The sequence below is a fragment of the Bacillus salitolerans genome (assembly GCF_042680805.1).
GTDB classification, from domain to species: domain Bacteria; phylum Bacillota; class Bacilli; order Bacillales; family SA4; genus Bacillus_CJ; species Bacillus_CJ salitolerans.
This window is the reverse complement of sequence record NZ_JBHUEM010000021.1, coordinates 76,811-92,702: the sequence shown is the minus strand read 5'-3', so window position 1 is coordinate 92,702 and position 15,892 is coordinate 76,811. Positions and strand designations below refer to the sequence as shown.

The window sequence follows — 15,892 nt, the reverse complement described above, 5'->3', positions numbered from 1 at the left end:
CTGGCGCTAAGCCCCCCACTTCAAAACTTTAGATGAATCGAGAAGTTTAAGTGGGGGATAAGCGCCAGTAAGAACCCGATTGGTTCAACTAACAATCAGTGGGGATGAGGAAAACCCCCACTGATTGAAGTTTCACTTTATGGATTGACCTTGGACAGATCTAGCAACCATTAACAACTCTTCTTGAGTTAAATTATTCGAGGCTAGGAGGAAGTCTACCCCGTTATGAGACCAAGCAACTGAACTATCAGAAAGTGCACCTACTGTAAAGCCAAGGTCTACTGGTTCCCCGCTTACAGAAGATGTAGTAGCCACATCAGCAATACGAGCACGCTCTTGAATAAGGGTAAAGGATTTATCCTCTCCGCCATATGTTAAAATGACACGCTTACCATTCTCAGTTTCCATTTCTTTCTCTCCAATTAATGCTACACCTTCTGGAATATCGAATGGATATAATACTTGCAGAGGTCCTTCGACCGAACCACTTGCCATCGTAGGAACTTCCATTTGAGCTCCTGTCATATTACGCTGCATATCAAATGCGCCTTCATCAAAGCTTGCATTTAATTCAATGCTTGTAAAGTCTACTTGTAATAATGGATTGCGATCTGGGTCCATCACCTTTACAGTAGCAGGTGTTAGATCACTCTTGTTAAGCGTAATTTCCTGAACAGGAAGTGCTTTATTGTTTTTATAATTCGTTTTTGTTTCAAACACATAGTGATTGTCGTTGGCTGTAAATACCGCTTCTGGATCCCTTAATATGTCTTTTACAAGTGATTCATAAAGATACGCTTGACTGCTATTCTGTGGCCAATCACTTTGGAAGCGGAAGCTTTTATTTAAGGCTGGCGTTAATACAAATACACCCTCATCATTTCGTAAAATCATTTGGCTCTGTTCTTTTTGAGTATTTTTCAAATTTACGCGGTAATAATGTGGTTTACTGTGCCAAATCTCTACTTCATAGACTTGTTCTTCACTACCTGTTTTTAATGTCATCGTTGCATTCGCTTTATAACCAGACATTTCTTCCATCTTTGCTTCCAATGACTTTACAACATCCGCCTGACTTTTTTCCCCACACCCTGCCAAAGCAAGGACAACTAGCATGGCTAGTAAAAACACACCTAACTTCTTCCTCATGTCTTCAACCCCTTTGTCTCATACTTGAAAAATTGATTCGCAATATGAATATATGAGACAAAGTATCCGAATATGCAGACTAGCTTGACGAGCTTTCAATAATTACTTGTGCAACCGCATATTCCTTACTATGAGAGATGGATAAGTGGACATTCTCCATATGAGGACGTGAAAAGTAAGGCTTTCCGAGTGAATCCTTCGAAACCTCTATATCTAAAAAGCTAAGCTCTTTACCGATTCCAGTACCCATAGCCTTCGAAAAAGCTTCTTTTGCCGCAAACCTTCCTGCCACGTATTCGCTCTTCCTCTTCCCTTCTAAAGCTACAAAATGTTCCTTCTCTTTCGCTGTCAGTATTCGGTCGGTAAACTTTACATTTTGAAGTAATTTCTCGATCCTACTAATTTCTATAATATCAATTCCAATCCCTTTGATCATTTTCATCCCTCCCACTATCGATTTATTAAAAGCTATCATGTATGTCTATACTCTTTACATATGTTAGTATTAAAAACAAAAGTTACAAATGTCTCGGATACTCTTTCCTATTCTCCCTAGACAAATATGTTAATCTAACCACAAAAGCTACATGCAATAAATAAGTAGAAAAGGAGTACTCTAATATGTTTTTGCGAACTGAAAATTTTCGTACCTTCCTCAGGTTTTATCCTATTGTATCATTTTTAGTTGCTATTCATTTCATATTGTGGGTTTGGATTAATTTCCGTTTACCTGGAGGACTGTATTTACTCGAAATCATGGTCGGGTATAACATGTTCATCGAGCAAGGTGAATGGTGGCGTTTATTTACTCCCATTTTACTTCATGCTAGTTTCAGTCATGTGTTATTTAATTCGTTCTCGCTTGTTTTGTTCGGTCCAGCACTAGAGAAAATGTTAGGTACTTTGAAGTTTCTGATTCTATACATTGGTTCAGGATTAGTCGCAAACATTGCCACTCTATTCCTTGAACACTCTCATTTTAGTCATGTGGGGGCGTCTGGAGCGATATATGGTTTATTCGGAGCCTACCTTTACATGGTGTTTTATCGCAAGGATTTAATTGACCGAGCGAATTCCCAAATCATTTTGACGATATTAATTATTGGAATCATTATGTCGTTTTCTGGAGGAAATATCAATATTATCGGTCATATTTTCGGATTTATTGGCGGGGCAATCATCGCACCCTTTTTGTTACCGAAACGAGTAGGCTCCTATTCCTATAGCTATGCTTCATCATCGACACCTTCTTTTAACATAAAAGCATTGAAACAGATACTTCCTAAACGGTTTGATAAAACTGCGATATTTTGGATTGTCCTAGGCATCTTAGTGCTCTTTGGCTTCCTTTCAAAATAAAAAAGTGTAGAGAAGCTGCTTCTCTACACTTTTTTATTCAAATTTTTCATAAGAATACCATTTAAATAACTCATAGCCGTCGTCTTCATCAACATCAACTACTTTAAAATGCTTGCCTGCCATTTTAGACTGTACAGATATAACAATCGAGGTAAGCCTATTTTTCCTTTGGAAAAACGAATGAACAAGATTAAAAGACTGGATACGGTTCTTTTTTGCTAAAACCGTATGGCGATTAATAAATCTAAAACGTAACGACAGCCTGTTTTGCATTAATAACCATCCACTTTCACGGAACATTCTATTGCCCAATAGGAGAGCGAGTGGTATTAATACTATACTAATATAGCCCCAAGGAGGGAAAAACCAACTGATTAGTGCAGCAGCAACGATACTCGGAAACGTCGTTCTGAATAGAAAACGCTTCCTCGCTCGAATAGGCAGAGGCTGGAACTGTTCATCCTTACTAAAAAATTCAGGTGTAAATAACAATAAATGGTTCTTAATCTCACTCTTTTTAACGATAGGTAAAAGAAAGGTCGAATACTCTTCACTCTTCTCCATTGCCCCTCCGGCAACCTCAATATAAACAGAGGCAAACCCGAACAGTTGACGAATGATATTTTCCTGTATTCGAACCGCTTGAACTCGATGTAACGGTATCGTCAACTCCCTTTTTTCCAAGAGTCCTCTTGTTATTAACAATTCATTCCCTTTTTTGATCAGGGTGTATTTCCCGTATTTAATAGCTGTGCTTATAACAGAAATAATCCATGCAAGTATAAGAACTAGAAAACCACTAAACGTGACAAAAACAACCCCGGATTTTATAACTTCTTCTGTCACACTGAGAAGATAGTCATCTGGCAAAAGCTCATCAAATTGAGTGATAAAAGCAAAGACAGCAGAAAAAACTACCCCTATTCCACCTGATGTGGATGCCATGATAAACAAATCCTTAGGAAGAAGGGTAAAAACTTCGCTATGTTCTTCTTCTTTGTCAATATTCTCTTTCTTTTCACTTAGCAGCATGCTACGTAGTTGCTCTGCCTCTGTAGCAGTAATTGCGGAAAGAACGGCTTCTGCCTCATTTCCACCACCTGCCGTTTCCACCTGAACTTTGACGAGGCCAAATAGTCGTTGAATAATCCCAGCAGAAATATCAATCGTTTGGATTCGCTCAACCGGTATATATCGTTTCTTTCTAACCAGTACTCCATGTTCAATTCGTAATTCTCCATCTTCAATCCGATATGTATATAAGTACCAAGACAAAATACCATAAACTAAAAATCCTACAATTAATAACATGATTCCCATAATGTAGAGTAGACTAAAAAATCTGCCATCATTTCCCCCTCCAATAAAAACAAAAATTAATAGTGGAACAGCAAGTTCACGAAGTGATCTCAAAAATCGCAGAAGTGCCGCTACTGGGTGGAGTCTTCTCGGTTCATTCATCATGCTCAACCACCCTCGCTAGCTTTGAAATTTGATCCCGCAGTAAATCTGCCTCCTCTTCTTCTAGAGCAGGAATTTCATGAATAGTGGCTGCAGTAGAAATAGTTACCGATGCTAGTTTAAATCTTCTCAATAATGGTCCATGAACCGTATCAACATGTTGGACACGAACCATAGGAACAAGTGTTCTTTTCACAAAAAATACTCCATGCTGAATCTCAACTTCCGATTCAAACACATCATATTTCCATCTTCTCCACTGAATCCTTGGATAAAAGCCAATAAAGAAAATCGCAAGGACTAACCATAGAAACAGTAAAACTACACTAATCCAAAATGGCAAAGTAAAAATAAACGAAACAATAATAAAAGCTACAATAATAGCGAAGAAAATCGCCATATTCATTGCGGCGGTAATTCTCCAGACGGTTAATGCTTTTATACTCAATGAATTGGAAGGTTCTTTTCTCACAATATACTCTCCTATTTCACAATATCTCCTCTAACTATACCAAAAATATCCTTTTGATAGAACAAAATGCTCGCCGTCCTTGGTTCATCTTAAGCAACTAACTTATCTCCAAGTTAGTCCCTTTCACCCTATGACATTACGTTTATAGTGCTCAATTACATATAAAAACCCCTTTATAGGGGCTGGGCTAATTAATGAATCTTAAACGTCGACTCATTTATGATTTCAATATACTTTTCCTGTTTCAAATCACTCATGAGTTTAAATAAGGCATCATCCTTTTTCTTTGCTTCAATCATACAATCTATATGTTTGACTGAGCCCTTAACCTTCTCTAGAAATTCGAGTAAGTTCTTTGGATCAATATAGTCAGCGTGAGCACGAAAATCTTTGGCGTCTCGAGGTGAACTAATATGTACTTTGAGTGGTAAGGGGGATGTGGACCAAGTATTTGTAACTCTTTCCCAATCATCTTCCCAATGTTCATGCTCGAAATTCGCGAGGTGGTGATGATAATCAAAGACAAGTGGAATTCCTAATTTCTCACAAAGATATAGTGTATCGCGAAGATGAAACGTCACGTCGTCATTTTCAAGCATGATCATTTTTTGGATTGAGTGAGGAACATACTGCCAATTATGAATAAACTGTTCTAATGCCTTCTCTTTATCATTATACCCACCCCCAATATGCATGACACAACGGTGCTCAAGATCTACGTTCATCCCTTTCAATAAGGCCTCATGCATACTTAGAGTCTTTATCGACTGGTTTAACAATTCTACATCAGGTGAATTTAATATAACAAAATGGTCTGGATGAAAATCAATTCGCATCGAGTACTTATCTATCCATTCCCCTAGCCTTAAAAGTGGCTCTTTTAGGGGTCTCATATATCTCCAATCATTTAGTTCCTCATGGTTAGCTAGAGGAATCAGCTTGGAGCTAAGTCGAAAGAATGAAATATCATGGGCAACATTATGCTTCAGTAGGCGGAGGCAATTTTCCAAATTGGAGGCTGCAATTTTTTCTAGCTTTTCAATGGCTGCTTCACGATTTTTTATACGCTGAAATTGGGCAAAGGTCATTGTTTGGGATGGGGAGCAATTTTGCAAATGAACACTCATTGCCACATAACCAAGTCTAACAATAGTCAATGTAACACCTACTTTATCTCTTTTTTCGTAGTATGTCCCAGCCCGTTTTATCGGATACGAATCTTAAGTTTTGCACGTGTGTTCACATCAGGTGTAGAGTTTTCAATTAGGATTTCCTTTAAGTGTGTAGTACAGTTCGGACACCTTTTAGCGAGAGTAGGAATGTTTGTAAAGCAATGAGGACATTCCTTTTTCGTAATGGATTCAATTGGAGCTTTTTTCAGACGATTCATTTGTTTTATGAGTAAAAAGGTCGCAAAGGCAACAATGATAAAATGAATGACTGTATTGACAAAGATTCCATAATTAATGGTAGCTGCGCCTGCTTCTTTTGCTTCTAACACCGTCTGGTATTGGCTATTTGTTAAATTTACAAATAGGTTGGAGAAATCCACGCTTCCTACTAGTAATCCAATTGGCGGCATTAATATATCCGTAACTAACGAGTCGACAATTTTCCCAAAAGCCGTCCCAATAATTACTCCAATTCCCATATCAATTACATTCCCTCGCATGGCAAATTCTTTAAAGTCTTGGAAAAATCTCACCTTTCTCCCCTCCTCCCTTATAGGTATGAGGCTTGCTAGGAGGGATATGACAGCTTGACCTGTGTAGTAGGTTTAGATCTATTGAGTAATTATCTTATTGCTAAAGAAAGTTGATTAATTTTTCACATAACCAAAGGCTCAGTGCTTCCCGTTCAGCCTAAGGCAAAGCAAATGTTCTGTCATGAAAATAGGGTGGTTTTCCCTTTTATTCATGACAGGATATTTGACCAAGGAAAAAGTGATTTTCCTTTTTGCCTCGAGTAGGATGAAATGGCAAAAATCGTCGCCATTTCATCCTTGGCCGGACGCTGGAGCTAGATTTAGCCGGAACCTTGTATAAACTAAACACTTAACGTATAAAAAAACACAGCACTCCCAAAAAGTGCTGTGTTTTACCGTTCTTATTGCTGTGGCTGCTGTTTTGTACTGCCACGGCGAGGTCTTCTGTTATTCGTACTACCTGCTGTACCACCTGTAGATGGGCGAGATCCTTTAAAGCGGCTTCGATCTCTTCCACCCTCACGGTTACCTTTGTAGTCACGGTCACGTCCGCCTCTTCCACCTTGTCCATAACCACCTTTACCTTTTGGCTTTCGGTCTTTTACAACAACCGGTGGCTCAGATGTCAATTTAATAGGCGTCGTATCAGGCTCTTTTGTCATGAGCTTTAGGGCTGCTGCTACAATCGATACTGAATCATGCTCAGCTAAGAGCTCTTCAGCAGTTCTCTTATAGTAAGCTAAATTTTCTGCCTCTAACGATGAAATAATTCTCTCAACTACCATCTTTTGTTGACCTTCAAGAGCTTCATCAATGGTTGGTGGCTTCATCTTATCCATTTTGCGTTTTGTTGTATTTTCGATGTTTTTTAATTGTCCCATCTCTCTAGATGTAACAAACAACATTGCCACACCTGTTTTCCCAGCTCTTCCGGTACGGCCAATTCTGTGTACGTAGCTTTCAGGATCTTGCGGGATATCAAAGTTATAAACGTGTGAAACACCAGAGATATCTAATCCACGAGCCGCTACATCTGTTGCCACTAGGATATCAATCGTACCTTCTTTAAATTGACGCAACACAGACATACGTTTTGCTTGTGTCATGTCACCATGTATTCCCTCAGCAGCATATCCACGCGTGTTTAACGCCTCTGATAATTCATCTACTCTTCTTTTTGTACGACCAAAAATAATCGCAAGCTCAGGGGATTGAATATCAAGTAGTCTTGTTAATACATCAAATTTAGTTTTCTCATGTACTTCCACGAAATACTGTTGAATATTCGGTACTGTTACTTCTTTCGCTTTCACCTTTACAATTTGCGGGTTTTTCATAAAACGCTCTGCAATTCGTTGAATTGGTGCCGGCATTGTAGCCGAGAATAGAAGCGTTTGGCGCTCTCCTTCAATTTCAGAAAGAATGGACTCAATATCCTCAATAAAGCCCATGTTTAACATTTCATCTGCTTCATCTAAAACAACTGTTTCAATATTTTGTAGTCGTAAAGTCTTACGGTTAATGTGGTCAATGATACGGCCCGGTGTACCAACAATAATATGTGGTGTCTTATTTTTTAACGAGCGAATTTGACGACCAATATCCTGCCCTCCATAAATCGGAAGGACACGTACACGCTTTGAAGAGCCAATTTTATATAATTCCTCAGATACTTGAATGGCTAACTCACGTGTAGGTGCGATTACAATACCTTGTATCTTTTCTTGGCGAATATCAATTTTCTCAATTAGCGGAATTCCAAATGCTGCCGTCTTCCCTGTACCAGTTTGCGCTTGACCAATGACGTCGTTTCCTTCCAGAGCAAGTGGGATTGTTTGAGTTTGAATAGGTGTTGCTTCCTCAAACCCCATTTTGCTAATGGATCTCATTAAATCTGAACTAATGCCTAAATCTTGAAATTTACTCAATCTAACATTCTCCTTTGTTTTTTCATTACGTGTTTTTATGGTTTAAATGGAATCAACCTTTTACAATTTCCGTACCCTTATGAAATTCCATCTTTTAAGTAATACTAGTACTGTCATATTTTGACCTTATATTAGAAAAAGCATTCCTATTTGGAATGCAGGAATTTGTAAAAAGTTCGTTCATGAAACATTTTCCAAACACTAAATTTCATCATACCATTTCTACTCCCTTTATACAACTGTCATTCGTAACTAACGAATAAGGTTTAATTATGTTACTATGAACAAAAGGCTCAGGGCGCCCCGTTTAGCCAAGACAAGCAAATGTTCTGTCATGAAAAAAGAATGGTTTTCCCTTTTATTCATGATAGGTTATTTGATCTCGAGTGGCTGGGAGCTGGAGCCAGATTACGCAGGAACATCGGAAAAGGTAAACACGAGAAACTTATGCTTTCTGATTTTATGAAAAATACTTACAGCGATAAGTTCTCTAAACACAAAATTAGTAAGTGGGTGAATAGTTTTGGCAGTAAGAATTATTACAGATAGCTCTTCGGATTTACCAAAAGAAATTCAAGAAAAATATAAGATTGAAATTGTTCCTCTATATATACAGTTTGGTGAAGAACAATTTAAAGCAGGTGTAAACCTTGATAACGAAACGTTTTATCGTAAAATGAAAGAATCAAAGGAACTACCGAAGTCTGCTTGCCCAGCACCATATGACTTTTTAGAAACGTATAAAAAATTCCCTAAAGACGAGGAACTAATTGTCATCACTATTTCTAAAGGTTTAAGTGGCACTTATGATAGTGCTGTCCTTGCCAAGAACATGCTTCTAGAGGAACAGCCAGACCGTACAATCGAAGTGATTGACTCAAGCAATGGTTCACCTGGAATGGTTCTTTTAATTATTCAAGCTGCAAGGGAATTGGTGTCTGGGAAAACGTTTAATGAGGTGGTTCGCTCATTGAATGAAACCATTCCAAAACTGAATACATTTATTCTGTTAGATACATTAGAGAATGTTATTAAAGGTGGAAGATTAGATCGATTTAAAGGGGCAATCGCTAGTGCCCTCAATATTCGTATCTCCCTTAGAGTTGATTTGGAAGGGAAAATTGAAGTGTTTGAAAAGGTAAGAGGCGAGAAAAAAGCCCTTAAAAAATTTATTGATTCGATTGGTGAATACACAAATGAATATGAAGGTAAGACCATTTCTCTTTCTCACAGTAATTGTGAGGAAAAAGGAAAGGCCGTCTTGAATGAAATATTAAATAAGTATCCGTTTAAAGAAGGAATCTTAACCGAGATGGGGCCACTCATAGGAACATATGCAGGCGAAGGTGGACTTGTTCTTTCATTCCAAGGACCACTCCGCAATAAAAAGATTTAAGCTCCTTTAACAGGAGCTTTTTTCTTTTATTTGAAGGAAATGCGTCACTGCATTCTCTAATTGTTTATAATCAGGACCATGACAAACATGGTGGGGGGAGCTGCTTAGGAAGAGAAGTTTCTTTTCCTCTGATCCTATATGTTCAAATAAATAATGGGCACTTTTAACGGGGACAATACCGTCACATTCTCCTTGTACGATTAAGGTTGGAATTCGAATATTTTTCAGTAGTGGTCGAACCGTTCTTACTAGTAGTCGAAACTGTTTTGTCGCTGCTAATGGGGTTGCTATTACTTTTTTACGATACCGCTGATATAGAATGTTGTCTTTTAAATTTCCTTTAACCCCATCCCTTATCATTTCTGTAACATCCACTATTAACTGCTTCATATTCACGTAATAAGCCGATGCACTAAGTAATATCAACTTGTTTATTGGATAACGAGCTGCTAAGTAAGCAGCTAGCATTCCTCCCATAGAGAAACCAATAACATAAACGGTCTCACATTCATTAACTAATTCCTCTAACTCTTCCTCCACAAATTCAATCCAAAGCTTGTAGGAGATACCTAATAAATTACTTTCATCACCATGACCTGGTAGGGCTGGTGCTACTACCTTCCAATCTGTGGTTTCTCGGAGATAATGTACCAACGGCTCTACTTCGTAAGGTGAACCGGTAAAACCATGAATACAAAGACATCCAATCAAAATAAATGCCTCCTTTTACCCTTCAAATGATGAATCACTTTATTAATTGATCAACTGAGAGTGCCAGCAATTTAGCCATTTGTGCTCTTGTAATAGGCTTAGTCGGTTGAAATGTTCCATCATCATAACCAGAAAGAATACCAAGTGCATTTAAATCAGCGGTTGCCTTATAGGAATATCGAGTTGTAGATATATCCTTAAATGGCTGAGAAGTGAGAGAGCTTTCAATTGTATGCCCTTGTTTATCTTCAAGGATACGGTGGAGAACGACAGCCATCTGTTCTCTTGTAATGGGATCACCTGGCCGAAACTTCCCTTCACTATCACCCTGAAAATAACCATACTGCTTCATAATTGCTATCGCTCTTTGAGCCTCCGCATCCTTTGTGTGGACATCACTAAAATAACCATTTTTCGGTATAGTTTCAATTTCTTCTAACTGTAACATCCTAGTTAAAACAAGAGCAGCCTGTTGTCTCGTCAGCTGTCCATTTGGATTGAAGGTTGTTTCTGTGACACCTTTCATCCACCCTTTAATTCTTACTGTATCTATAAACTCTTTTGCCCAGCTTCCTTCATAATCTGTAGTAGCCGCAGGAACAATCGAATCTACTGGTACATTTCCAACTAACCAAGTTTGAAAGTCATTCCAAATGTCTGTATCTTCCTGCCCCAAAGCCCAGCTTCCAGTCCCACGTAATCCGTATTTTTTAACAAGCCTAACTTTCTTTTCAATCGATCGTTCATTTTCAAACCAAATATGATAAACACCTGGTTTAAGCGGTACCCCATTGATAGTTGTAACTGGATCACTTTGTTTGATCGTAACAATCGCTTTCGGTGATTCCATTACGCTATCATAAACAACTTTACTCTCATATTTATTTATAAGTTGTTCTATCCGTTCTTGTGAAAGGCCGTTACCACCTCTTGCTTCTCCTTCAATCCAATATCTTCCGAAAAAAGGGAGTCCTATTACGATCTTATCTCCTGGAACTCCTTGGGCTAATGCATATTGAATCCCCATCTCGACCCATGGTAAGCTCGCAATGGGTCCTTCTGGTCCACCAGGATAGCTTTCATCATAAGACATGATCATAAGGTAATCAGAATACTTGGCCAGTTCTTTATAATCGTATGAACCATGCCACCCCTTCGTCCAACCATTAGGATTAGCAGCTACGGCAACAGAAATTTGCTTATGGGCAGGAACTTTCTCTCTTAGCAATCGCACAAAATCCGTATAAGCTGCACGATCTGCATCTGTTACGTTTTCAATGTCGACATTCACACCGTCTAAATTATATTTTTCAATGGCTGCTGCAATTTGAGTGGACAGCTTTTCCCTATTTGCAAGTCCCGCTCTTCCAATTTCTCTACTCCAATGATTACTTAAAAAAGGAGTAACTTTAATTCCTTTTTTATGCATCTCTTCTATAAAAACCGGATTAAATTTGTCCGTTAAAATCAAATCACCAGTCGTACTTATATCAAAATAACTTGGTGCCACATAGTTTAGATTCCCTTTCGTCCTTTCCACTTGGGAAATAAACATATTTGTGTTACCAAAGTAAAGATACGACATATTAATGTACGGATCAGGAACTGCAGCCTCAGGTGCTTCAGGATTAGAAGTTAATGCCAAGGTGGCGACTAGCATAGTACCGACCATAACCTTTACACTGTTAATTTTGTATTGCGGTAGCCGTTCCTTAACAAAGTCCTCGACTCTTCCTTTTAAATCCTTACTTCTCTCAATAAAAAACTCACTGCCAAATTCAGATGAAAATTCTGTGGATTGTTGATCAATAAATAAGATCAACTCATATTCTTCACCTTTTTTCACAATTCGATATGATTGAAACATTTAGCTCCCTCCCGAGTCGCTTTTTTAGTAGTGTTTGCTATTGGTGTAGAAAAATAACCAGTCATTCCGAAGGTTGCTATTTTTTGGCAATTAGTTGAAAAGAGTTGAAAAATGGTTGAAATCTTTCTTTGTTTGGTTGAAATAACCAAACAAACACATGAAATCATCCCTTGTTTGGTTGAAATAACCCCAAAAATAGATGAAATCACTTTTCCATCGGGAAAACTCCAACGGCAATCAGGAGGAATTTGCCATTTAACCTAGAATATAAACACAAACTATGTAGGAGGCGATTCGTTGATCATTAAAAACCATGAGAAATCAATAAGATTGTTAATCACTGAGGCACTTCAACGACGATTACCACCATGGCACCCAAAATTAGCAGAAATTAAAGAGGATTGGAACAAACAAATGGCTGGTTATCGCGGAGAACAAGCACTCGATTACCACTTAAGTATCCTAGATTCAGATGAATTCTATATTTTATATGACCTCAGGCTTCCGTGTGGTGACTACTACTTCCAAATCGATACCCTCTTAATCCATCCCTCTTTTATTCTCATTATCGAAGTCAAAAATATGAAGGGATCCCTTCTATTTCACACTTCCTTTAACCAGCTAATCCGTACATTGAACGATCAAGAAGAAGGTTTTAAGAACCCGATTGCACAAGTGAAAAGACAAACACTCCAGCTTCAGAAATGGTTAAACAATCATCACATTTCACTCCCCATTTATTCTGTTGTGGTAATCAGCAATCCAAATGGAATAATAAAAGCTGATCAGACGGCGAATATCCACCAATTACGCAAACAGGTAATTCATCTCGAGAGCTTAACAGAGCATATCTACACACTAGCAAATAAAACAAATTCAAACGCCACTGATAAAAAATCATTGAAAAGGCTCTGCAAACAACTACTAAAAAGTCATACACCGTTGGAGACAAACATTGAATTGCTTTACCAACTAACACCCGACTTAATCTTAAATGGTGTTCAATGCCCCCAATGTTCCTCTGCACCTATGAAACGTATCAATGCAAATTGGTTTTGTCCCTCCTGTAAACTCACATCTAAACAAGCCCATATCCAGGCAATACAGGATTACTTCTTGTTAGTTTCTCCAACTATCACTACCCGAGAGGCCGCTATATTTCTTCAGGTTTCAACAGTACTTGCGTGCAAATTACTTAAAGGAATGAATCTCCATTCTACCGGTAGAACAAAGAACTTCGTTTTCCTAAGTCCGTTTTATAAAAAATAAAAAACACCTCCAACAAATGTTAGAGGTGTGGTGTATCTATAATGTTTAATCTTCCTTCAATTGCTCGACAACTTCTTCTAGCTTCATGCCTCTAGAAGCCTTTACTAACACAACATCGTTCTCTTTAACTTCTTGGACTAGGTCATTCATTAATTCATCTTTATTTAGGAAGGATTTTACCTTGTCTTTAGCTAACTTGCTTTTTGCACCTTCTGCAATATATTGACCTAGCTCTCCATACGTATAAACAAGGTGGACTCTTGCTGGGTCTATGGTAGCGCCTGTTTCAACATGGAACGCACGCTCATTTTCACCTAGTTCAAGCATATCACCTAATACGAGAATTCTCCTTTTGTATCCTTCTAAGTCTTGTAATAACTGAATAGCTGCTTTCATCGAAGTCGGGCTTGCGTTGTAGGCATCATTAATGATGGTTGTGCCATGCTTCCCTTGAATTAACTCCGTACGCATTTGTGTAACTTTTAATTGGGACAGCCCCTTAATAATATCTTCCCATGGTACATCTAATTCCTGAGCCGCTGCAATTGTTGCAAGGGCATTGAAAACATTATGCTTTCCAAGGACCGGGATATAGAACGGCCTTGTCACTTTATTAGTTGTAAAAGAGGTGCCTGTCGTCTCCTGTTTAACAAATACAGGGTAGTAATCATTCGTTTCACTTTCTCCAAACGGAATACGTTTGATAGTTGAATAACGTCCAACCCGCTCCTGAAGAAGTGGTTCATCTCCAAAATAGATTAAGGAGCTTCCATCTTTTAAACCTGCTGTAATTTCTAATTTTGCCTCGGCAATCTCTTCCCTTGAGCCAAGATCTTGCAGATGAGATTCACCAATATTTGTGATAATTGTTACATCTGGTTTTGCTAGTTTAGACAAGAATTCAATTTCTCCCCTACTACTCATCCCCATTTCCAGGACAAGCATATCTGTCTCTTCTTCTGTTTTTAGAAGCGTAAGAGGAAGGCCGATATGGTTATTATAATTACCTTCTGTTTTTTGAACTCGATATACAGTAGAGAGTACAGAAAACACCATGTCCTTTGTCGTTGTTTTTCCATTGCTGCCCGTAACCCCAATGACTTTTACATTCAGCTCATCCCGGTAGCTTTCTGCAAGCTGCTGTAAGGCAGAAAGCGTATCCTCTACAATAATTAACGGAACATTTTGGGGCGGATTGGGCTCATCCTTTGCCCACAAACTCGCCACGGCACCTTTTTCAAAAGCCTCCTGAACAAACGAATGTCCATTAAACCTTTCTCCTTTATAAGGAATGAAGAGCTTTCCTTTTAAATCTTCCCGAGTATTTATCGATACACCCTTCACTTGGACGGATTTATCTCCAACTATTTCTACACTTTCAAGCATCTCATTTATTTCAGATAGGCTTCTTCTGATCATCTTTTACAACCTCCTTGAATAAGCATTAACTCCCGAAAAGAAACACCATTTTTACAAATGGTGTAGGCTAGTTAAAATGTATGTTTGATTTTTTGCTTCTGTTCGTGTCTTTCTAATGCCAATTTCACAAGCTTTTCAATCAATTGAGGATACGTAACACCTGTGTGCTCCCACAATAATGGAAACATACTAAATGGTGTAAAGCCTGGCATTGTATTGACCTCATTAATTAAGAAATCGCCTTCCTTTGTTAAGAAAAAGTCTGCGCGCACTAAGCCAGCTCCATCAATTGCCTTAAACGCACGGATCGCCATTTCTTTCATTTCCTCATATTGGTCGTTTGTAAGATCAGCCGGAATAATGAGAGCTGTATCTCCATCTTCATATTTCGCTTTATAGTCATAGAAGGCTTTTTTCGGGACAATTTCACCTGCAACCGAGCATTCCGGTTCATCATTACCTAGAACCCCAATCTCAATCTCACGACCAATAATGCCCTCTTCAACGATGATTTTGCGGTCAAATTGGAAGGCTTCCACACATGCTACTTCTAATTCTTGACGGTTTTCACACTTACTTATACCGACACTTGAGCCTAAATTTGCCGGCTTAACAAAACAAGGATAACCTAACGTTTCTTCAATAGCGTTATATAATTCCGACTTTTGTTTCTCCCATTCACTACGGATAAAGGATACATACTTAGCCTGCTTGAGTCCTGCTTGAGCAAATAAATTCTTCATAATTACTTTATCCATTCCTGCTGCTGAGGAAAGAACACCATTCCCTACATAAGGGATGTTCATCAATTCAAGCATTCCTTGTACCGTTCCATCCTCACCATTGGGTCCATGAAGTAAAGGAAAGACAACATCAATCGATTGATCTTCTGCCTCAGTGGTGGTAGGAAATAATTCCTTATTCAAAGATAAGGGTGACACGGCTTGAGTTGCATTAAGCTCTAGTGACTGCACATCTTTTGCCGCCTCAAGAAGCTCGGGACCTCTTACCCATTCTCCTTTATCAGTAATATATATTGGATGCACTTCAAATTTTGTTAAGTCTAGTGCCTTTGTTACGGCTAATGCTGTTTGAAGTGACACTTTATGCTCTGCAGACTTTCCACCATATAATAGGCCGAGTTTTACCTTCATTG

At 38.5% G+C, this 15,892-nt stretch carries 14 protein-coding genes; 3 read left to right on the top strand and 11 right to left on the bottom strand.

What is annotated here, in order from left to right:
- Positions 1-132 precede the first annotated feature (132 nt).
- Positions 133-1,149, bottom strand: a complete 1,017-nt coding sequence (locus ACFSCX_RS14105; RefSeq protein WP_377928893.1) for a LolA family protein — start codon at positions 1,147-1,149, stop codon at positions 133-135.
- A 79-nt stretch (positions 1,150-1,228) separates the two neighbouring features.
- Positions 1,229-1,585, bottom strand: coding sequence for a holo-ACP synthase (gene acpS / locus ACFSCX_RS14100; RefSeq protein ID WP_377928892.1), 357 nt, complete (start codon positions 1,583-1,585; stop codon positions 1,229-1,231).
- 185 nt (positions 1,586-1,770) lie between these two features.
- Between acpS and ACFSCX_RS14095 the strand changes: the two genes are divergently transcribed.
- A complete protein-coding gene (locus ACFSCX_RS14095; RefSeq protein WP_377928891.1) occupies positions 1,771-2,508 on the top strand; it encodes a rhomboid family intramembrane serine protease in 738 nt (245 codons plus the stop codon).
- Positions 2,509-2,541: 33 nt separating this feature from the next.
- Here ACFSCX_RS14095 and ACFSCX_RS14090 read toward each other — a convergent pair whose 3' ends face one another.
- From ACFSCX_RS14090 to cshA, 5 genes are all read right to left on the bottom strand, one after another.
- Positions 2,542-3,972, bottom strand: coding sequence for a PH domain-containing protein (locus ACFSCX_RS14090; RefSeq protein ID WP_377928890.1), 1,431 nt, complete (start codon positions 3,970-3,972; stop codon positions 2,542-2,544).
- Positions 3,962-4,441: a PH domain-containing protein gene (locus tag ACFSCX_RS14085; RefSeq protein ID WP_377928889.1), complete on the bottom strand. Its 480-nt coding sequence runs from the start codon at positions 4,439-4,441 to the stop codon at positions 3,962-3,964. The genes ACFSCX_RS14090 and ACFSCX_RS14085 overlap by 11 nt, the downstream gene beginning before the upstream one ends.
- Positions 4,442-4,632: 191 nt before the next feature.
- Positions 4,633-5,598 carry a UV DNA damage repair endonuclease UvsE gene (gene uvsE, locus ACFSCX_RS14080; protein ID WP_377928888.1) on the bottom strand — a complete coding sequence of 322 codons (966 nt, stop codon included), beginning with the start codon at positions 5,596-5,598 and terminating at the stop codon, positions 4,633-4,635.
- 47 nt (positions 5,599-5,645) lie between these two features.
- Complete coding sequence (mscL, locus tag ACFSCX_RS14075; RefSeq protein WP_377928887.1) at positions 5,646-6,146, bottom strand: large-conductance mechanosensitive channel protein MscL; 501 nt, start codon at positions 6,144-6,146, stop codon at positions 5,646-5,648.
- Positions 6,147-6,547: 401 nt separating this feature from the next.
- Positions 6,548-8,074, bottom strand: coding sequence for a degradosome RNA helicase CshA (gene cshA, locus ACFSCX_RS14070; RefSeq protein WP_377928886.1), 1,527 nt, complete (start codon positions 8,072-8,074; stop codon positions 6,548-6,550).
- Between the two features lie 523 nt (positions 8,075-8,597).
- On the opposite strand from cshA, the gene ACFSCX_RS14065 reads away from it, so the two are divergent.
- The gene (locus ACFSCX_RS14065) at positions 8,598-9,470 is read left to right on the top strand and encodes a DegV family protein (protein ID WP_377928885.1); all 873 of its coding nucleotides are present in this window, start codon (positions 8,598-8,600) and stop codon (positions 9,468-9,470) included.
- A 6-nt stretch (positions 9,471-9,476) separates the two neighbouring features.
- On the opposite strand, the gene ACFSCX_RS14060 is transcribed toward ACFSCX_RS14065, so the two are convergent.
- Positions 9,477-10,181, bottom strand: coding sequence for an alpha/beta hydrolase (locus ACFSCX_RS14060; RefSeq protein WP_377928884.1), 705 nt, complete (start codon positions 10,179-10,181; stop codon positions 9,477-9,479).
- A 34-nt stretch (positions 10,182-10,215) separates the two neighbouring features.
- Positions 10,216-12,048 carry a glycosyl hydrolase family 18 protein gene (locus ACFSCX_RS14055; RefSeq protein WP_377928883.1) on the bottom strand — a complete coding sequence of 611 codons (1,833 nt, stop codon included), beginning with the start codon at positions 12,046-12,048 and terminating at the stop codon, positions 10,216-10,218.
- A gap of 297 nt (positions 12,049-12,345) precedes the next feature.
- Here ACFSCX_RS14055 and ACFSCX_RS14050 point away from each other — a divergent pair, with 297 nt between their 5' ends.
- Positions 12,346-13,317: a nuclease-related domain-containing protein gene (locus tag ACFSCX_RS14050; RefSeq protein ID WP_377928882.1), complete on the top strand. Its 972-nt coding sequence runs from the start codon at positions 12,346-12,348 to the stop codon at positions 13,315-13,317.
- Positions 13,318-13,362: 45 nt separating this feature from the next.
- Here the strand turns inward: ACFSCX_RS14050 and ACFSCX_RS14045 are convergent, their stop codons facing one another.
- Together ACFSCX_RS14045 and ACFSCX_RS14040 are read right to left on the bottom strand one after the other, a co-directional pair.
- Positions 13,363-14,736: a UDP-N-acetylmuramoyl-tripeptide--D-alanyl-D-alanine ligase gene (locus ACFSCX_RS14045; protein WP_377928881.1), complete on the bottom strand. Its 1,374-nt coding sequence runs from the start codon at positions 14,734-14,736 to the stop codon at positions 13,363-13,365.
- A 71-nt stretch (positions 14,737-14,807) separates the two neighbouring features.
- Positions 14,808-15,890 carry a D-alanine--D-alanine ligase gene (locus tag ACFSCX_RS14040; protein WP_377928880.1) on the bottom strand — a complete coding sequence of 361 codons (1,083 nt, stop codon included), beginning with the start codon at positions 15,888-15,890 and terminating at the stop codon, positions 14,808-14,810.
- Positions 15,891-15,892: the final 2 nt, after the last annotated feature.